The 18658-nt window shown below is 33.4% G+C and carries 19 protein-coding genes and 2 pseudogenes; 18 read left to right on the forward strand and 3 right to left on the reverse strand.

Annotation, left to right across the window (positions count from 1 at the left end):
- Positions 1-34 precede the first annotated feature (34 nt).
- The 5 genes and pseudogenes from KFV12_RS00710 to KFV12_RS13345 form a co-directional block, all read left to right on the forward strand.
- Complete coding sequence (locus KFV12_RS00710) at positions 35-691, forward strand: helix-turn-helix domain-containing protein (protein ID WP_133446963.1); 657 nt, start codon at positions 35-37, stop codon at positions 689-691.
- 123 nt (positions 692-814) lie between these two features.
- Positions 815-1234, forward strand: coding sequence for a helix-turn-helix domain-containing protein (locus KFV12_RS00715; RefSeq protein WP_133423530.1), 420 nt, complete (start codon positions 815-817; stop codon positions 1232-1234).
- 21 nt (positions 1235-1255) lie between these two features.
- Complete coding sequence (locus KFV12_RS00720) at positions 1256-2134, forward strand: SDR family oxidoreductase (protein WP_111715989.1); 879 nt, start codon at positions 1256-1258, stop codon at positions 2132-2134.
- Positions 2135-2477: 343 nt separating this feature from the next.
- Positions 2478-3041, forward strand: a complete 564-nt coding sequence (locus tag KFV12_RS00725; protein WP_254257043.1) for a TetR/AcrR family transcriptional regulator — start codon at positions 2478-2480, stop codon at positions 3039-3041.
- 99 nt (positions 3042-3140) lie between these two features.
- Positions 3141-3272: pseudogene (locus tag KFV12_RS13345) on the forward strand (isochorismatase family protein); the annotation flags it as partial.
- A gap of 40 nt (positions 3273-3312) precedes the next feature.
- Here the strand turns inward: KFV12_RS13345 and KFV12_RS00730 are convergent.
- The gene (locus KFV12_RS00730) at positions 3313-3741 is read right to left on the reverse strand and encodes an organic hydroperoxide resistance protein (RefSeq protein WP_111715993.1); all 429 of its coding nucleotides are present in this window, start codon (positions 3739-3741) and stop codon (positions 3313-3315) included.
- Positions 3742-3866: 125 nt separating this feature from the next.
- On the opposite strand from KFV12_RS00730, the gene KFV12_RS00735 reads away from it, so the two are divergent.
- The 7 genes from KFV12_RS00735 to KFV12_RS00765 all read left to right on the forward strand — a co-directional run bounded on the left by KFV12_RS00735 (position 3867) and on the right by KFV12_RS00765 (position 10457).
- Positions 3867-4313: a MarR family winged helix-turn-helix transcriptional regulator gene (locus KFV12_RS00735; RefSeq protein ID WP_111715994.1), complete on the forward strand. Its 447-nt coding sequence runs from the start codon at positions 3867-3869 to the stop codon at positions 4311-4313.
- A gap of 67 nt (positions 4314-4380) precedes the next feature.
- Complete coding sequence (locus KFV12_RS00740) at positions 4381-4731, forward strand: hypothetical protein (protein ID WP_254257044.1); 351 nt, start codon at positions 4381-4383, stop codon at positions 4729-4731.
- A 98-nt stretch (positions 4732-4829) separates the two neighbouring features.
- Complete coding sequence (locus KFV12_RS00745) at positions 4830-6587, forward strand: ABC transporter ATP-binding protein (protein ID WP_254257045.1); 1758 nt, start codon at positions 4830-4832, stop codon at positions 6585-6587.
- Positions 6588-6651: 64 nt separating this feature from the next.
- Complete coding sequence (locus tag KFV12_RS00750) at positions 6652-7320, forward strand: response regulator transcription factor (RefSeq protein ID WP_111715999.1); 669 nt, start codon at positions 6652-6654, stop codon at positions 7318-7320.
- Positions 7317-8456, forward strand: coding sequence for a sensor histidine kinase (locus KFV12_RS00755; RefSeq protein WP_254257046.1), 1140 nt, complete (start codon positions 7317-7319; stop codon positions 8454-8456). The genes KFV12_RS00750 and KFV12_RS00755 overlap by 4 nt, the downstream gene beginning before the upstream one ends.
- Positions 8457-8538: 82 nt before the next feature.
- The gene (locus KFV12_RS00760; protein WP_242444237.1) at positions 8539-9726 is read left to right on the forward strand and encodes a COG4705 family protein; all 1188 of its coding nucleotides are present in this window, start codon (positions 8539-8541) and stop codon (positions 9724-9726) included.
- Positions 9727-9749: 23 nt separating this feature from the next.
- Positions 9750-10457 (forward strand): phosphatase PAP2 family protein, encoded by a 708-nt coding sequence (locus KFV12_RS00765; protein WP_254257047.1) that lies wholly within the window; start codon positions 9750-9752, stop codon positions 10455-10457.
- A gap of 159 nt (positions 10458-10616) precedes the next feature.
- Here the strand turns inward: KFV12_RS00765 and KFV12_RS00770 are convergent.
- Positions 10617-11723: pseudogene (locus KFV12_RS00770) on the reverse strand (CocE/NonD family hydrolase); the annotation flags it as partial.
- Here KFV12_RS00770 and KFV12_RS00775 point away from each other — a divergent pair.
- From KFV12_RS00775 to KFV12_RS00795, 5 genes are all read left to right on the forward strand, one after another.
- Entirely contained in the window at positions 11723-11989 is a 267-nt protein-coding gene (locus KFV12_RS00775; RefSeq protein ID WP_111716007.1) for a TetR-like C-terminal domain-containing protein, read from the forward strand. The pseudogene KFV12_RS00770 and the gene KFV12_RS00775 overlap by 1 nt on opposite strands.
- A 44-nt stretch (positions 11990-12033) precedes the next feature.
- Positions 12034-12618, forward strand: coding sequence for a DUF1349 domain-containing protein (locus KFV12_RS00780; protein ID WP_254257048.1), 585 nt, complete (start codon positions 12034-12036; stop codon positions 12616-12618).
- A gap of 152 nt (positions 12619-12770) precedes the next feature.
- Positions 12771-14129: a branched-chain amino acid transport system II carrier protein gene (gene brnQ / locus KFV12_RS00785; protein WP_436970160.1), complete on the forward strand. Its 1359-nt coding sequence runs from the start codon at positions 12771-12773 to the stop codon at positions 14127-14129.
- A 185-nt stretch (positions 14130-14314) separates the two neighbouring features.
- Positions 14315-15913: a ribosomal protection-like ABC-F family protein gene (abc-f, locus tag KFV12_RS00790; protein ID WP_254257050.1), complete on the forward strand. Its 1599-nt coding sequence runs from the start codon at positions 14315-14317 to the stop codon at positions 15911-15913.
- An 80-nt stretch (positions 15914-15993) separates the two neighbouring features.
- Positions 15994-16515 carry a hypothetical protein gene (locus KFV12_RS00795; protein ID WP_254257051.1) on the forward strand — a complete coding sequence of 174 codons (522 nt, stop codon included), beginning with the start codon at positions 15994-15996 and terminating at the stop codon, positions 16513-16515.
- Between the two features lie 32 nt (positions 16516-16547).
- Here KFV12_RS00795 and KFV12_RS00800 read toward each other — a convergent pair whose 3' ends face one another.
- Positions 16548-17501, reverse strand: a complete 954-nt coding sequence (locus KFV12_RS00800) for a VOC family protein (protein WP_254257052.1) — start codon at positions 17499-17501, stop codon at positions 16548-16550.
- 192 nt (positions 17502-17693) lie between these two features.
- Between KFV12_RS00800 and KFV12_RS00805 the strand changes: the two genes are divergently transcribed.
- Entirely contained in the window at positions 17694-18653 is a 960-nt protein-coding gene (locus tag KFV12_RS00805) for a ring-cleaving dioxygenase (protein ID WP_254257603.1), read from the forward strand.
- Positions 18654-18658: the final 5 nt, after the last annotated feature.

Genomic DNA, 18658 nt, shown 5'->3' on the forward strand with positions numbered 1-18658 from the left:
TAAAAGTAATAATGATTTCGAGGAGGACAACTAAATGGAAATCAATAAAGCGATAAAAGAAAATCGTATATTAAAAAATTTAACACAAAAAGACCTTGGAGATATATTAAATGTTTCTGATAAAACAATATCAAGTTGGGAAACAGGACGAACTTATCCTGATGTTTCTATGATAATAAAATTAGCAGAAACGTTTGATTTATCTCTAGACACATTTTTAAAAGGAGACGATGAGATGATTAAAAAAATTGATAAAGATTTACGGTTTAAGAATATTTATAAATACCTTCTTCTATTCATTGGATTGTCTATTATTACTTTGACCCTCTTTTTATATATTTATCAGGATAGAAATGCGATGGTTGATAGATTCAATCCATTAATGGAGTATAAAATAGGATATGCCGTATTACCCAAGGAAGTTACTTATAACGATGGAAAGAAATATAATTCAACTAGAAAAAAGAAACAATATCCAGATCAATATAAAAATATTGTTGTATTAGACTCACCATTTGGGGACACCTCTGTTTTAGATTTTTATGGTGGGAAACCTCCAGAAGGAAGAAATTACGCAATAGTAAAACATAAAGGTCAATATGTAGAAAAAATGGCTTTTATAAAATGGGAAGCAATACCGGAGTTATATCGACAAAATATGGAGAAAGATTTTATAGGCATTCCATATTAACTATTCCCAGGGGAATAAGGACTATAAATCATTTTATAGTCCTTATTTTGTTGTATTATAAAGATATTAGATGGCGAGAATTAGCTTTGGCAAGTTATGGTGGATGGGAAGGAGCTGTTGGATATGGATGTTGGAAATCAAATAAGAAAATATAGAAAAGGAATGGATTATTCTCAAGCAGATTTGGCAGAGAAGATTTATGTTTCAAGTCAGACAATATCAAACTGGGAAAATGAGAGAAGTTATCCTGACCTATATAATTTGATTGCACTCAGTGTTCTATTCAACGTTTCTTTAGACGAACTTGTTAAAGGAGATGTAGATGAAATGAGAAATGTAATTGATAAGAGTAGTATGAGTAAGTATTCGTGGTTGATGTTAATCTTTATGGTATTAGGTTCACTTTCTATTGGGCCAGTACAGAAGTATTTAGGAGATTGGGGTTTAGTTATAACATTTGGGTTACTGCTCGTAGGAGTTAACTATGCTTTTAAAGTTGAAAAACTATTAATTTCTCAAATTCGGGGTATATATACATTATAAATTTTTAAGGAGGAATTACAAATGAGTAACAATCCATTAAATAAGTATTTTAACGAAAAATATGAAGAGCAGCCACAGGAATATCCTGGTATTCAAAGTAAGATGACACCTGTTCCTGATTGTGGTGAAGAGAGTTATAAAGGTGCTGAGAAGTTAGTTGGTAAGAAAGCGCTAGTTACAGGCGGAGATTCTGGTATAGGTCGTGCTGCTGCTATTAGTTATGCTAAAGAGGGCGCAGATGTTGCAGTTAACTATCATCCGGATGAACAGTCTGATGCTGAAGAGGTTAAACAAGTTATCGAAGCAGCTGGTCAGAAGTGTGTATTAATTCCTGGTGATCTTCGTGATAAGCAATTTGCTAAAGATATGGTAGATAAAGCTCACGAAGCGCTTGGTGGGTTAGATATATTAGTATTGAACGCTGGTATGCAGCAATATGAATATGATATTGAAAACTTAGATGAAGCGCAATTACGTGACACTTTTGAAGTGAACGTGTTCTCTGGTGTCTTCTCAATTCAAGCTGCATTGAAATATTTACAACCTGGTGCAAGTATTATTTTGACAAGTTCTATCCAGGGTGTAAAACCAAGTCCACATTTATTAGACTATGCAATGACGAAGAGCTGTAATATTTCATTGACGAAAGCATTAGCAGCACAACTTGGCCCTAAAGGCATCCGTGTCAACGCTGTAGCACCTGGTCCAGTTTGGACACCACTTCAAATTTGTGGTGGACAACCGCAAGAGAAAATTCCTGAATTTGGTAAGAAAGAACCGTTACAACGTGCTGGTCAACCTGTAGAACTTGCTGATGTATACGTGTTACTTGCGAGTGATAATGCAAGCTTTATTACAGGTCAAGTGTATGGTGTAACTGGTGGTTCTCCAATTAATTAATATATTTATTAAATTTATTAAAATTAACGACTTATTTGCATATAGATATGAAAAGACATGCCAGCCGGCATGTCTTTTCATTATGGTTTTTATTGTTGTGTTTACTATTTCGTTCGTGAATTCGGTAAAGTCAATGCCATGATCCAATCATAAATAAGATTAATGCTGTATTGAATAATCGTCTTGTAGAATATTTAGACGTTAAGTAAGAAAATTGGAATCATAATACCATAAATGAGCATAAATATTGTCGTCAACCTTTCACTTGTAAACGGACACTATTCTCACTTATAATAATCACATCAGTAATATTTGTCAATAAAATGATTTTTGGAGGTGACGTATGAAGCAACGAAGTGATGCCATGCATAATAAAAAACGTATACTAGAAACAGCAAATCGTTTATTTAGTGCAAATAGCATCAGTGAAGTGGCGATGAAGCAAATTGCTACGGATTGTGGTATTGGACAGGGCACTTTATATCGACATTTCAGTAGTAAAGCAGAGATTTGCCAAGCTTTAATGGATGAAGCGATAGAGGAGATGTTTGTAGAGATTAAAAAGATTCAACAAACGCAGTTATCAGATTCTGAAAAGGTGAAGGAAATCCTTCATTCATTTGTTACATTAATAAGTGATAATCGAGAGAAGTTAGAGGAAATGAAAACTGAAGGCAGTAAGCGTAAAGTTATGATGGACTTACATTTCTATCCACAACTTAAAGCTGCTTTATTAAATTTAGTTGAAGCATTGAATATTGTAAAAGATGCAGATTTCCATACAGATATTATGCTAAATTCATTTTCGAAAGACGTATTTGAACACCATTGTATTGAAAAAAACGTTCAACCTAAAACATTTGCAGATAGAATTCACTACATATTTATTGAAAGATTAATGGAATAATTTAAATACGAATCTAATAATAATAACGGAAAAAGATGATAGACTTTAAAAAAACAGCACTTGTATTAATCGATTAACAAAAAGGAATATTAGTATGGATATAATCAATACTTTATTACAGATATGATGAGTGCGCCTAGAGCAGATTTACATCAATTTCCGATTGATAATGTATTTCCTGTAATGGGTCAAACGATGACACCTGAAGCATTTTTAGATTTAGTGAAGTAACAAAAAAGACGTCTACGTAAGTGTAGGCGTCTTTCATCTATTAGTCAGTAGTTACTGATAATTCAATATTAATGCTTTCTTTTAAAGCTTTTGAGTAAGGACAGAAATTGTGTGCTTTTTCTACGAATGATTCAGCAGTCGCTTGATCTAAACCTTCAATGCGGACTTCTAATTCAGCAGCTAACTTAAAGCCACCATCAGATTCATCTGAAATTAACTTTGCAGTACCTCTTACTTCAGGGTCGATATCGGTATGACCGGCTTTTTTTAATAGTAATGTTAAAGCACTGTTAAAGCATGCTGCATAACCTGCTGCAAATAATTGTTCAGGATTTGATTCAGTTGTACCTTTACCGCCTAATGCTTTTGGTGATTCGATGTCTAAATAGAATGTGTTATCTTCACTAAACACCTTACCGTTACGACCACCTTTACTAATCACTGTTGTTTCATATAATACTTTATCCATTCTAAAGACTCCTTTTCGATTTATTAATCGCGCGCGATTGATAAATATAATATTAAACTTTATAATCTTTGAGGTCAAATGATATACTTATTAAAATAAAATATCGTGAACGATTGGAGGAAAAGATGAATACGCAAGGAAATAATTTGTCAAAACAATTATGCTTTTCATACTATAATGTGAATAGATTGTTTAATCAGTTTTATAAATCGTCATTAAAATCATTTAATCTGACTTATACACAATACTTAGCATTAGTCAGTTTATGGGAGAAACCGAGTCAAACTTTAAATGAATTAGGAAAAGAGCTGGATCTTGCAAGCAATACATTAACGCCACTACTTAAACGTTTAGAAGATAAGGGGTATGTGATGAGATTACGCCCTGAGAAAGATAAACGCCAATTGATCGTGCAGTTAACTGAAGAAGGGCGTATGTTACAAAAGAAAGTTGAAAACCATCTGTTAACATGTTTCTCAACGATTGAAGGTTTGACTGAAGAGAGAGCAAGTGAATTGATAGCAGAAAACAATCGTTTGATAGAGGCGATTCAAAAGAGTAATCTTAAGTGAATATCTTAAAGAGATGAGATATTATAAGGTGATATAATGAGTATAAATATGATGAGGAGGACTGAGTGTGTTAAAAGAACAGCTGGATGGAGTATTCATAAAAGAAGAAGATGGTTATTTTGATGAAGATAAAGTCGGTGCACAATTCTTTAGTATGATTAAACAATTATCTGGAGAAGAAGCATATCAGTTAATCGACGAAGCGATTAATTATTTATTGCATTCAACAGATACTGAAGTTATTGCATATATGTTGGAATTTATCTCAAGCCTATATGGTATTGCCGGAACAAACGAACTGACAGATTTACATGAAATGAAAGCTTCCGTCATTGATCGTCAAGTAGAAATCTATGGTAATCAGTTTACGCATAATGTATTAAATAATTTAAAACGAGAATTAGGCACTGCGACGTAAAGGGTCGTTCATATGTTATCTGTATGGAAAATATGTATATAGTAATCTTCTAATTATAAAATTAGAAATGTCAGTGTAGATATTATAAGGAGGACATAATGGATCAACTATATAAAAAACAAAGTTCCTCTAATAAAAACTTTAAAACAAAAGATTTTATAAAGTTTGTAACAAAGATGAGTCCTAAAAAGAGAGTATTTATGATAGGTATGTTTTTTACGCTATTAACGAGTGGTGCAGCACTTATCGTACCTCAGCTTACAAAGAATTTAGTGGATGGTAGCAGATTAACTCAGATGAATATGTCATTGCTTTTTACTTTGATTCTGGCATTTGTTGCTCAGCTTGGATTTGGAGCATTAGGTAGCTATTTATTACGCTTTAGTGGTGAACATACTGTAAAGTCATTACGTGAACAACTGTGGGATCACCTGCTTACATTGCCGGTTAAGTATTATGATGATCATAAATCAGGAGAAACGAGTTCAAGATTAGTCAATGATACGACTGTCATTAATGAATTGATGACCTCACATTTCCCTAACTTTATTTCTGGGGGAATTCAGTTGATTGGCTCGATGATTATTTTATTCATCATGGACTGGAAGATGGCAGGATTAATGTTCTTAGCCGTACCAGTAATCGGGCTGATTATGGTACCAATCGGGAGAATGATGTCTAAAATCGGTCGTCAGTTACAAACAGCGACTGCAGCTTTTAATGCAGATGCCAGTGAGAAATTATCAGAAATTCGTTTAATTAAATCGAGTAATGGTGAACAATATGAGAAACAATCTGGACGAAATCTCATTATGAACGTATTTAAGTTAGGGATTAAAGATGCGAAGATTGAAGCGGTCTTACAACCGATTATGATGACAGCAATGATTGGATTATTCGTAGTAGTATTAGGATACGGTGCGGTACGTGTACAAGATGGTAGTTTAACAAGTGGACAGTTCGTTGCGTTCTTGCTTTATCTATTTAATATAATGATGCCAGTCGGAAGTTTCGCGACATTCTTCTCACAATTACAAAAAGCAATGGGAGCAACAGAACGTGTTGTTCAATTAATGAATATGCCATCAGAAGCCATTGATAAAGGGATGACAAAAAATGTTTCAGGTGAAACAATTATGTTTAATAACGTTTCTTTCCAATACGAAGAAGATCGTCCAATCTTGAAAAACATTTCGTTTGAAGCGAAAGAAAATACCGTCGTAGCGTTTGTCGGACCAAGTGGTGGTGGGAAATCTACTATCTTCTCATTACTAGAACGTTTCTATCATCCGAGTAATGGTGAGATTAAGATTGGTAATACTAATATTAATGATGTACAACTCCATTCATGGCGCAGTCAAATAGGATTTGTGTCTCAAGACAGTGCAGTGTTTGCAGGTACAATTCGAGAAAATTTACAGTATGGATTAGATAGAAATTTATCAGATGATGAGTTATGGAACGGCTTATCTTTAGCGTATGCAGCATCATTTGTTAAAGATTTCTCGGAACAATTAGATACCGAAATTGGTGAACGTGGTGTCAAATTATCTGGCGGACAGAAACAAAGAATTGCGATTGCACGTGCTTTCTTGCGTGACCCACAAATCTTAATGCTCGATGAAGCAACAGCATCACTTGACTCACAATCAGAAGAGCAAGTTCAGCGTGCATTAAATCAATTGATGGAAAGACGTACTACACTCGTTATTGCGCACCGTTTATCAACCATTGTTGATGCTGATAATATTTACTTCGTTGAAAAAGGTATGATAACAGGATCTGGTACGCATCAGGAATTAATTTCAACACACGTATTATATCGAGATTATGTGAAAGAACAAATCGTTAATTAATGCCTATGATGAATGTCGAATCCCCTTTATAATAAAATTAATATATGAGGGGAGCGTTGGAATAATGAAAGTACTATTAATTGAAGATAATGAAACATTAGGTGGATTTCTCAAAGATATTTTAACTTTGAAAAAATATAATGTTGAATGGCTAAAAGATGGTAACGATATTGAATATTATTGCCAATCGGGCGGATATGATATTTTATTATTAGATTGGATGTTACCATCTACAACAGGTATTGAAGTTATTAAAAAATTACGTGCACAACATATTCTGCTTCCAGTCATTATGCTGACTGCAAAATCTGAAGTGACTGATAAAGTTGAAGGACTTACTATAGGCGCAGATGATTATTTAACAAAACCGTTTGATATGGACGAGTTAGAAGCGAGGATGATAGCAGTCGTAAAACGTTATCAAGCGATAGGAAATAATACTAAATCCATCGGAAATATAACTTTTGATATTATCAAGCATGAATTTTTAATTGAGTCATCCGTAATTAATTTATCACAAAAAGAATATCAATTATTAGAACTATTATTTTTAAATCAAATTGTTTCACGTGATATGATTTTGGATAAAATTTGGACGATTGATCAAATTGTAGGAGACAATAATATAGATGCACTCATCCGTTTATTAAAGAAAAAGCTGGAAGCTGTCCATGCCACTGTAAAAGTTAAAAACATACGTGGGGTTGGATACAAGCTGGAAGTGATAAAATGAAATCCTATCATTTTAGAGATGCTTTCATCCGATACACTATTTTACTCTCATGTATTATGCTTGTTTTATATGGAAGTTTAGTATTTGTCTATAATGCACAAGTAAATACTGAAATTAAAGAAACTTCTGAACAAAATTTAAAAGATTTGAAGTTAGTTATTCAATCTAAAGAGATTATCAATCAAGGTAGATATTATATTATTGAATCAAAGGGACATATTGAAAATCATTCGAAATTATCCGGACACACGGTTTCGGGAATATTAGATAAAATGAAAAATCGTAATACATTCAAATACGAAGGATCAGAAGGTATTTTTAATATCAATAAAGATAGTGTGAATCGTCAAACGATTTATAGCATTACTGACGTATCTGATTACGAGGAGACAAAAGATTTATTATATAATCTGATGTTATTTCTAATGCTATTTACACTCATTCTTATTGTCGGCGCTGCCTATTATCTTGCGATTAAACCGATTAGAGCATATGAAGAAATGTTACAGGAACATCAGACATTTATTCAAAATACAACACATGAAATGAAGACACCAATTGCTTCTGTGTCGCTTGGTATAGATTATATTAAAGCGCTGGAATCAGATCTTTCAGAGCAAAGCTTACAATCATTAACTAAAATGAAGCAGGAAATTAATTACATGCAATCATTAATCTCTAAAACTTTAAATATTTCTTCTGAAAAAGATACTGTACCAGTTGATATTATTCCGATATTAAATTATACGATTGAACAATTTGAAAATTTGTTTCAAATTAAAGTTGAGAGAATCTATGAAGCGTCAATAATTTATGCTGTCGACGAAGAAGATATAAAACAAATTATGACTATATTATTGGATAACGCAATTAAACACAACGATTCTTTAGTGAGTATTTCTGTGAAAGCTATGATAAAAGAACAACGATTGGTTTTAGAAGTTGCCGATAATGGTGTTGGCATTCGACAAGATCAAATCCCATTTGTATTCGATCGTTACTATCGAGGTAATAATGAAACAGAAGGGTCAGGTATAGGATTAGATATATTAAAAGTAATTGTAAAACAATACAGTGGGACGATTGAAGTACAATCAGAACAAAATAAACAAACCAAATTCATTCTAATTTTATAGAATGAATTTGGTTTGTTTTCAGTTTCATTTCAGTTTCTATTGTTATATTCATTTCAACAAATAAGTAATGGAGATGAAAACAATGGATGCAAGAACGAAAACAATGTTGAATAAAGTGCCTCAGATTACCGTATTCTTTTGGATTATTAAAATTTTATGTACGACTGTCGGAGAAACATTTGCAGATTTTATAAACTTTAATATCGGATTAGGATTAACGGTTACAACTTTAATTATGGGTGTAGCTTTGATGATTGCTTTAATACTACAATTCAAGTCGATTCGTTATCGCCCTTCAATTTATTGGGTTACTGTTGTACTGTTAAGTGTTTTTGGGACGTTGGTGACAGACAATTTAACAGATAATTTAGGAGTACCGTTAGAAGTTAGTACAATTGTATTTTCAATTTTATTAGGATTAACATTTTTACTATGGTATATTAGTGAAAAAACTTTGTCGATTCACTCAGTTTTTACATTAAAAAGAGAAGCGTTTTACTGGTTAACGATTCTTTTCACATTCGCATTAGGTACTGCAGTTGGAGATTTATATTCTGAACAACTAGGATTTGGTTATTTATATACAGGTATTGGAGTTTCATTGATTATCGCAGCAATTTATATTGCATTTAAATATTTTAAACTCAATAGTATATTAGCATTCTGGATGGCATACATTTTAACGCGTCCGCTCGGTGCATCGTTAGGTGATTTATTATCTCAACCTAAGGCAAATGGTGGTTTAGGGTTTGGTACGACAATGACAAGTATTATTTTCTTAGTAGCCATTTTGGGCATTATCATCTATTTAGCAACTTCAAAAATAGATAGAGTGGAATCAACGAATGTTGCAACGACAACTCTTAATCCTCAGCAACAAAAACGTGTTTTATTTCAGACGATAATTGTACTTGCTTTATCTTTAGTATTAGGTGTTGGCGGGTACTCTGTAAGAATGCACAATATTAATCAGGCTAATCATAAAGTAAGTTTTAAATCTGAAATGAAACAGTTTGCAGCGATAGAATCGAAATTAAATGATGCTTCGAAAAAGCAGGATTATAATCTTGCAAGTCAAAAAGCAGACCAATTAGAGCATGATTGGGATAAACAAGAACCAAAACTTAGAGCATTAGACAGTAAGCAATGGACACAAGTAGATGTGACGATCGATAGGGTATTATCAGCAGCGAGAGATAGTCACCCAAGTACAGCAAAAATTGCAAGTGCAGTGAAACACTCTCAAGATGTAATCCATACGCTTAAATAAAATCGTATGAAGGAGGTTGTTTCATGATAGATTATCGTTATTCCAAACGATTTATTATCATTATTTCAGTATTTTTCTTAAGTATATTTTTAAGTATCTCAGCAGGTTTGGAATTAAAAGTAAAATGGATTCATCATATGGATTTATCTACATTTAATTGGTGGATGTATCATTTTGGAGAACCACAAATGAATTTTTCGAGTGGGTTTATTACTGGTTATTTTACGATATTTGCAAAATACTTTGATGTATTGACTGTAGTCGGTATGACATTAGTAACAGCGGTTTATTTTATTCGCAAACATTACTATGTTTTCAGTATATGGCTAATTACAGTAGTAGCATCAGGAGGAATATTAGGCATCCTATTAAAAAAGTTGTTTCATAGACCAAGACCATATGATCATCTTTTACAGGATACTGGATTTTCATTTCCTAGTGGACATTCGCTTTCAAGTACCTTGTTTGCATTGATTGTATTAATCATCTTAATTCCTAGATTGCAGAAATTTTTTCCACAATTTATAGCGAATGTTTTAGTGCTTGTATGCTGGTGGAGTATTTTACTAAGCAGAATGTACTTTCATGCACACTTTTTAACAGATGTTATCGGTGGTGTTACATTTAGTGTGTTCTGGATAATGCTCTGTATGGTAATGTATGACAAGATATTTGAACCGGTTGGAAATAAAATAATAAAAAATAATAATAAGTTAAATTTAATGAAATAAAAAATAGCTGATGGATAGACGGTATGTCTATCTGCAGCTATTTTTATAGTTTTATCTGTTAAGAACTTATAGTAAATGTAATTATATACTATATCTGATAATATTGGTGTATATTGTTGCCGTTTATTAAATTAATGGAACTAATAAATGGCTATCATATTATCCACCTGTATAAATGGTATGTTTGCCGTTATTGATTGTTTCTGTATGTTCGTATCGTGTTTTTAGTCCGAATGAGCTATTACCTTTAACAATTTCACTCGCTTTAATAACTACTTGAATACTCTCACCAGCTTTAAAAAATGTACCTGAAGGTAATAATTCAATTTCAACTGAGACTATTTCATGTGGAGATAGTTTTAACTGACGTTCATGTTTTAGCCAAGGCTGTAGTGGTGTAGATTTTGTTTCATCTAATTCTCGATGTGATACACGTAGCCAACCTGTGGCAACTTGACCATTTTCAATGTGGTTGAAGTCAGGAAAATACAGTTCGTTACCATGTTTATCTAATTTCTTAATACCAGCAAATAAATCCATATCTTCATTATCAGTAGATACCCATAATTTTAATTTCATATTACCAGTAAGTTCGGTATCTTGTTCAAATACTTTTGTGAATCGTACTTCATCGTTTTCAGATGATGTATCATATGAAATACTTTCCTGTTCATCACTAAGAGTATCTGTCATTTTTAATGTTTTCGCATCTAAATAATAAGGCATTGCTTTTGTTTCTGGTAATGGCCAATTTGATGCAGTTTTACGTGTACCTTTATAGAATTTATCTCTTAATTCATATGTAACACTTGGCGTTTCTTCCCAATCGTTATCCATATCTTTTAAGAAGTGGTCAAAGAACGCTTTTTGCATTTCTAATGCTTCGCGCGTGTAGTATGTTTCCCACTCTTTACGACCGTGAATGTATAACCATTTTTGTTTTGACCCTGCTTGTTTAAATCCTTCAAAACTACCACGATTATGAAGACCTTGTGTTGACCAACTTGCACAAGCTAGAATAGGAACCTGGATGTCTTTTAAGTTAGCTTGCTTACCTCTCCAATAATCATCAAACAATGTATGATTATTTTGAAGTTCAACTAAATTTTCTATTTGTTTATTGTCTGGCCATCTTGTAACTAAACCTTGATACCAGAATCTAAAGAAGCCTGTATCGGGAATACCACCATGGAACGCTACTTCACGATACATATCATTTAACCCTTCCCAAGGAATCATTGCTTTTAAATGATTCGGTTGTAATGATGTTTAAGCTAGATAAAGATAGTTGCATAGAGAGGAAACTTTATTTATTATTGAATGAACATTTAAATAAATTTATGAAACGCAATGAAACAATAGGTGATATACCTTTTGATTACTTTATGAGCTATATTACAGGAGCGGGTATTGCTTTGATAAAATACTGGATATTAGATACTAATAGGATACCAAGCGAAGATTTAATTAAACACTTTTATAAAATTGTCACACGAGGTCCAGCACAAATTATTGCCGAGGAAGTAGAATAATATTTAATAATTCAACGTTCTTATAGATAATAGGAGTGAAAATAGTGGAAACTTTCAATAATCTTAAATGGACACGAGCCCCAAAGATTTATGATATTACAGATGAACGTATTCAAATCACGACAGAACCTAATACAGATTTATGGCAAAGGACGTATTATGGGTTCCGAAATGACAATGCTCCTGTATTACAAATGACAACGACAGAAACTTATTTCTCGTTTACAGTAAGAACAGATTTTAATACGAAACGTCGCTTTGATCAATGTGGTGTGGTGATATATTTAGATAGTGACAACTGGTTAAAAGCATCTATTGAATATGAGGATGATACGTTTCAGCGTTTAGGTAGTGTTGTCACAAATAATGGTTATTCTGACTGGTCATCATTTGATATTACTAGTGACATAACGTCTATGTGGTACAGACTGAGCCGCCGCGAGAGTGATTACTGTATCGAGTATTCTGAAGATGGTAAAGATTTTAAACAGATGAGAATTTGTCATTTGAATGAAGGGCAAGGAGAAATTCAGTTTGGTATTTATGCTTGTTCTCCTGAAGCATCATCATTTGTCGCAGAATTTACTCATATGAACGTAGGCCCTTGTCAATGGGAACCACATGTATAGTAAGTACTAAAACCACGAAGCTCATCACTTCGTGGTTTTTTAAATATTTTAAAAATTCAATTCATTTCACTGCTTTATAATGCTATAATAAAAAACTATATTATTTATTCTTTTAATAATAGAACAAAAAATTATTTTATTGCTCTGGAGGGATCCCCATTAATACAAAAACGAAACTTTCATTAAAAGAAAATATCTTTATCGGTTCTATGCTGTTCGGTTTATTCTTCGGAGCAGGTAACTTAATCTTCCCGATTCATTCAGGACAGATGAGTGGGGCAAATGTCTTTGTTACAAATCTTGGATTCTTAATTACAGCGATTGGATTACCTTTCTTAGGTATTATTGCAATTGGTGTTTCTAAAACGAATGGTTTATTTGATATTGCTTCACGTGTGAATAAGACATATGCGTATATATTTACAATTGCACTTTATTTAGTAATCGGTCCATTGTTTGCTTTACCGCGTCTTGCAACAGTGCCATTCGAAATCGCATTCACACCATTTATTGCTAAAGAAAATGTTCGTCTTTATTTATTTATTTTTAGTCTGTTATTCTTTAGTATCGCGTGGTTCTTTGCAAGAAGACCATCTAAAATATTAGATTATATCGGTAAATTTCTAAATCCTTTATTCTTGTTATTATTAGGTGTATTGTTTATTCTTGCATTCGTAAAACCGATGGGTGGCATAGATGCACCAATTCAGCCGGAATATAAAGATGGTGCTTTACTTAAAGGATTTATTGATGGATACAATACATTAGATGCTTTAGCTTCACTTGCTTTCGGTATTATTATCGTAACAACGATTAAAAAGCTAGGTATTACGAATCCATCTGATATCGCAAAGGAAACAGTGAAGTCAGGTTTCTTAAGCATTGTACTTATGGGTGTAATTTATACATTACTCGCACTGCTCGGGACCATGAGTTTAGGTCAGTTTAAAGTAAGTGAGAATGGTGGTATAGCATTAGCGCAAACCGCGCAGTATTACCTGGGCAATTACGGTATTATTTTACTGTCATTAATTATTATCGTAGCTTGTTTAAAGACAGCGATTGGCTTAATAACAGCTTTCTCTGAAACATTTACTGAGTTATTCCCGAAACGTAGCTATATCATGTTTGCTACGGTAGTAAGTATTGTTTCATTTATACTGGCAAACGTAGGTTTAACTAAGATTATTGAGTATTCGATTCCCGTCTTGATGTTTTTATATCCACTTGCGATTACATTAATACTGTTAACTTTAATCAGTGGTTCTTTCAATGATTCAAAAATTATCTATCAATGGACGACTTTTGTCACGATGATTGCAGCGATTATTGACGGTATAAAAGCTAGTCCTGCATTTCTTTCAAAATCTGCTTTTGGAGAAAGTGTAGCTACTTTCGGTGAGAAATTCTTACCTTTCTCTGCCATCGGTATGGGGTGGGTATTGCCTGCATTGATTGGTTTTGCAATAGGATTTATTTTGTATAAAATGCGTAAACCTGTTAAACTGTAAACAAATATAAAAGGAGGCATCAATATTTAGAGATGATCATTCGATAATGAAAACTGAGCAAATTAAATTGCACAACGTTTGAATTATCGGGATGAGTCTGTCTATTTATTGTATGTCTATCGTTCATAGGCTTATTTTGTGTATCCCAAACGTTGTGCGGGATACTTTTTTTATGAGGTGAGTTTATGAGATTAAATAAAACAGACATTTATGCAGGGGAAAAATTATTGTTCAAAGATTTACACTTTGAAATAGAAGCAGGTAAGCATGTTGCTTTGCTTGGAAACAATGGCATCGGCAAGACGACAATACTGAATACATTGATAGCGCAAGATGAAGAAATTGGACTGCTGGAACAACAACTTAAACAGTCGGACGTATCCGAATTAACGGTAATCGAGTATATAATGCAAGGACGACCAGAATTATATCAGTTGAAAATAAATTTAGACACAGATATGAATGCAATGAGTGATTACCTGGAACAGGATGGTTATACATTTGAATCTGAGATTATTACGAGGATGCATAAGTTTAATTTATCTGAAAGTGATGCTGAAAGGAAAGTGGTAACGCTGTCAGGTGGAGAGCAAACAAAAATATCTTTAATATGTTTGATGCTATCAGGGAAGACAGAGTTTATCTTTGATGAACCCACAAACCATATTGATGATGAAACGAAAGATTGGCTCGTAAACTGGATGAAACACAATGATTTTACGATTCTATATGCCAGTCATGACAGAGCGTTTATTAATCAAACAGCAGATTATATATTGGAGTTAACACGTGATGGATTAAGGAAGTTTCATATGACATATGATCGATATAAATCACAGATTGATCTAGAAGAGAAGACGAATGCAGCACGCGTTGAAAAAGAACAAAAAGAAAAGAAACGTATGAAACAAATGATTCAACAGATGCGTGAATGGCATCATGAAATGAATCATAAAGCGAGTGTACGAGATTTCGGGGAGCAGAAAAAGCTTGCCAAAATGGCAAAAAGGATGAAGGCACGAGAATCGAGATTGAATCATGAAATGTCAAATTTTGAAGGTAAAGTAGAAAAAGCAGTGCGTACGGAATATGATATTGAAGCGAGTGAAATCAATAATAAATACGTATTGCAATGCATAGATGTAAGTCATGCATTTGATGAACCATTATTTAACCATGTTACTTTTTCATTAGAACGCGGAGAAGTTGTTCAAATTAAAGGTAAGAATGGCTCAGGAAAATCAACGTTACTCAAATTGATTACCGGAGAAATACCGATACAACATGGAGAGATAAGAATGCCACCCACACTTGAAATAGGATATTTTTCTCAGAAACTTGAGAATTTAATATCAAGTCATACCGTCCTGGAAGAAATAACAGCACTTGAAATTGACGTAACTCAGGCACGCACGATACTAGCAGCATTCAGATTTGATGCATCACGTATGGATGATCTCGTTCAAAATTTGTCTATGGGAGAGAAGTGCAGGCTATCATTTGTAAAACTCTATTTCTCAAAAGCACATCTACTTGTGCTCGACGAGCCGACAAATTATTTCGATATTGAAATGCAGGACATTATCGGTAATCTGATTAAACAATTTAAAGGAACAGTGCTCTTTGTCAGTCATGATGCATATTTTAGTGACATGATTAAGACCCGTACATTAACGCTGCAGGATAAACACATAGTAGACTCAAAAACGACAATTGATGAAACAATTAATACGGAAGCACTTACAAAACAACTTAAGCATGTAGATAATTTAGAAAACAAATAATTTATACTTGATAACGCTTACAAAAACACTCGTGTATTATACAATGTAGATAAGATAAAAGTGTAGAGTGAGGTGTAAATGTGCGTAACGAACAAAAGTTGTTACTTCCGGTATCTATATTAGCAATACTTTTATTTATGGGTATCGTTTGGCTGAAGATGCCGCATGATGAACAAGGTAAACAAGAAGTGAAGACAGAACATATTACTGCAGTAGAGAAAGGGTTATATGATTCGGCAGAAGATGCGCAGAAGGCAATGGTGAAAAATATTATAAAGACAGATGATGTAGTTTCTGCTATTTATACACCAAATAAAGCATGGAAGACACAGTTCTATGTGATTCAAGTATCTTATCACAAAAATAAATCAACATATACCGGGTTTGCATTTGCAGTGCCGGAAGGAAATCAATATCGATTAGTACTGGGTGACGTTAATATTAAGACATATGACGGCATGCAATCGAAAAAAGATACGATGAAGGTAGGCAAAGATACAGTTCAAATGTATGTAGGAAATCCGGTAAGTAATCCTTTTGAAGACAGTATTCGACACTCGTTTGTTGAAGATCAGGTAGAAGTAGCGTATCAGGTGCAATAGATAATGCCGAAGCGGAATCGCTTCGGCATTATTTATAATAAGTTTGTTTCTATTGTTGTACGCTTAGATTCCAGATATTCCGGTAATACAAGAGGAATGGTATCAAAATCTAAACTTTCTTTATTCGGTTGAGGTGGTTTTGTACCATCCATGGTAGCAACTTCGAATAATATGTTGTTTGGATCTCTATAATAGATAGATTGGAAGAACTCACGATTTTTAATGTGAGAGTTCATAATATTTCTCTGTTCTAAACTGTTTTCTAACACCTGTAACGCTTCGATATCTTCAGATGATAAAGCTAGATGGTGAATTGAACCGATACCAGAGATACTATCATGAGATACGTCATCATGAATAATGTGTAACTCATGGCGGTCCTTTTTCTTATAATTGCTCATGATGGTTACTTTATTCTTTGAATCAAAGAAGTCAATTGTCTCTATTGTTTCAAAATCGAAATAGTGTTTAATTTCCTTGATTGTAGCCTGGTCATAACGTGTACGTAGATGGACAGAATCGAGAGCGATAATACGATGTTCTTCTGGGATTTCTGTATGTTCTGGAACAACATAGTCAGTGATATCCTCTTCTGAGTGCATCACGGCTAAACCAAGATTCGTATCATCAGGTCCTTCAAATCTTAATATGTAACGACCAGCATATTGCTCTAAGCCATAATGACAAATATCAAAATTATCGAATCGCTTCATAAAAAACTCAAGCGAACTTTTAGATTGAACTTTGAACATTAAACGCTCAATATCATTTGTTCCAAACTGCTTGTCAACCCCTTCAGTAATTTCGAAGATCGTCACTTCGGTACCTGGACGTCCGGTCTTATCACCGAAGAATAAGTGATACATATTATTGTCATCTTGATTGACAGTCTTCATAAGTAAATCCAGACCAAGTACTTCTCTATAGAACTCAAAAGACTTTCGTGCATTGCGGTTAACGATGGAAACGTGGTGGATAATTGTCATAGAACTCTTCCTATCTGTATGTTTGATATAACTTATTATGTACTGTGAGTATAAAGTGTTGCAAATATTTAATATTATTAGTATATTATTTGTACTAAGTATAATAATTATATCCAAAGTGTTGAAAAGCAATTAGAAATATTAGAGAAGATATAATTATAAATCAGAACAGGAGTGAATCAAATGAACGAAATGAATCAATTAACAGGAATCCACCATGTAACAGCAATTACAAGTAGCGCTGAGAAAATCTATGACTTTTTCAATGATATTTTAGGTTTAAGATTAGTAAAGAAAACAGTTAACCAAGACGATATTAATACGTACCATTTATTCTTTGCAGATGATGAAGGTAATGCCGGAACAGATATGACATTCTTTGATTTCAAAGGTATTTCAAAAGGACAACATGGTACAAATGAAATTGCTAGAACTTCATTTAGAGTACCGAATGATAAAGCAGTAGAATATTTCTTAGATCGCTTTGAATCATTTAATGTAAAACATGATAGTATTCAGGAAATGTTCGGTAAAAAGATTTTACCTTTTGAAGATTTCGATGGTCAGTTATATCAAATTATCTCTGATGAGCATGATAATGGTGTAGCACCTGGTGTCGCATGGAAAAATGGACCTGTACCTGAAGAATTCGGTATTTACGGATTAGGACCAGTGTTTATTACAGTAAATCAATTTACGGCATTTAAATCAGCATTTGAAGCGGTATATTTATTTAAAGAAACTCAATCAGAAGGTAATTATCACTTATTTGAAACAGGAGAAGGCGGTAATGGTGCATCGGTAATTATTGTAGACGACACTACAAGTCAAACAGCTTATCAAGGATTCGGAACAGTGCATCATGTAGCTTTCCGTGTACCAGATGAGGAAACACTTAGAGCATGGATTGAACGATTAGATTCATTTAACTTACCAAACTCTGGTTATGTTGATCGATTCTTCTTTAAATCACTTTATGCTAGACTTGCTATGCCGATTCTATTTGAAATTGCAACTGACGGTCCTGGATTTATGGGTGATGAACCTTATGAAACATTAGGTGAGAAATTATCATTACCTCCATTTTTAGAAGGACAACGTGACTATATCGAATCACAAGTAAGACATATTGATACAGTGAGAAGTAAATAAGGAGG

This window comes from Macrococcus epidermidis (assembly GCF_024205965.1).
Taxonomy (GTDB): domain Bacteria; phylum Bacillota; class Bacilli; order Staphylococcales; family Staphylococcaceae; genus Macrococcoides; species Macrococcoides epidermidis.

What these genes read in the sequence shown, in the direction of transcription:
- KFV12_RS00720 (WP_111715989.1), top strand. Translation starts at nt 1,256, where the DNA reads ATGAGTAACAATCCATTAAATAAGTATTTTAACGAAAAATATGAAGAG.
- KFV12_RS00765 (WP_254257047.1), top strand. Translation starts at nt 9,750, where the DNA reads ATGATAGATTATCGTTATTCCAAACGATTTATTATCATTATTTCAGTA.
- KFV12_RS00710 (WP_133446963.1), top strand. Translation starts at nt 35, where the DNA reads ATGGAAATCAATAAAGCGATAAAAGAAAATCGTATATTAAAAAATTTA.
- KFV12_RS00735 (WP_111715994.1), top strand. Translation starts at nt 3,867, where the DNA reads ATGAATACGCAAGGAAATAATTTGTCAAAACAATTATGCTTTTCATAC.
- KFV12_RS00715 (WP_133423530.1), top strand. Translation starts at nt 815, where the DNA reads ATGGATGTTGGAAATCAAATAAGAAAATATAGAAAAGGAATGGATTAT.
- KFV12_RS00755 (WP_254257046.1), top strand. Translation starts at nt 7,317, where the DNA reads ATGAAATCCTATCATTTTAGAGATGCTTTCATCCGATACACTATTTTA.
- KFV12_RS00725 (WP_254257043.1), top strand. Translation starts at nt 2,478, where the DNA reads ATGAAGCAACGAAGTGATGCCATGCATAATAAAAAACGTATACTAGAA.
- KFV12_RS00800 (WP_254257052.1), bottom strand. Translation starts at nt 17,501, where the DNA reads ATGACAATTATCCACCACGTTTCCATCGTTAACCGCAATGCACGAAAG.
- KFV12_RS00745 (WP_254257045.1), top strand. Translation starts at nt 4,830, where the DNA reads ATGGATCAACTATATAAAAAACAAAGTTCCTCTAATAAAAACTTTAAA.
- abc-f (WP_254257050.1), top strand. Translation starts at nt 14,315, where the DNA reads ATGAGATTAAATAAAACAGACATTTATGCAGGGGAAAAATTATTGTTC.
- KFV12_RS00775 (WP_111716007.1), top strand. Translation starts at nt 11,723, where the DNA reads ATGTTTAAGCTAGATAAAGATAGTTGCATAGAGAGGAAACTTTATTTA.
- KFV12_RS00760 (WP_242444237.1), top strand. Translation starts at nt 8,539, where the DNA reads ATGGATGCAAGAACGAAAACAATGTTGAATAAAGTGCCTCAGATTACC.
- KFV12_RS00750 (WP_111715999.1), top strand. Translation starts at nt 6,652, where the DNA reads ATGAAAGTACTATTAATTGAAGATAATGAAACATTAGGTGGATTTCTC.
- KFV12_RS00730 (WP_111715993.1), bottom strand. Translation starts at nt 3,741, where the DNA reads ATGGATAAAGTATTATATGAAACAACAGTGATTAGTAAAGGTGGTCGT.
- KFV12_RS00805 (WP_254257603.1), top strand. Translation starts at nt 17,694, where the DNA reads ATGAATCAATTAACAGGAATCCACCATGTAACAGCAATTACAAGTAGC.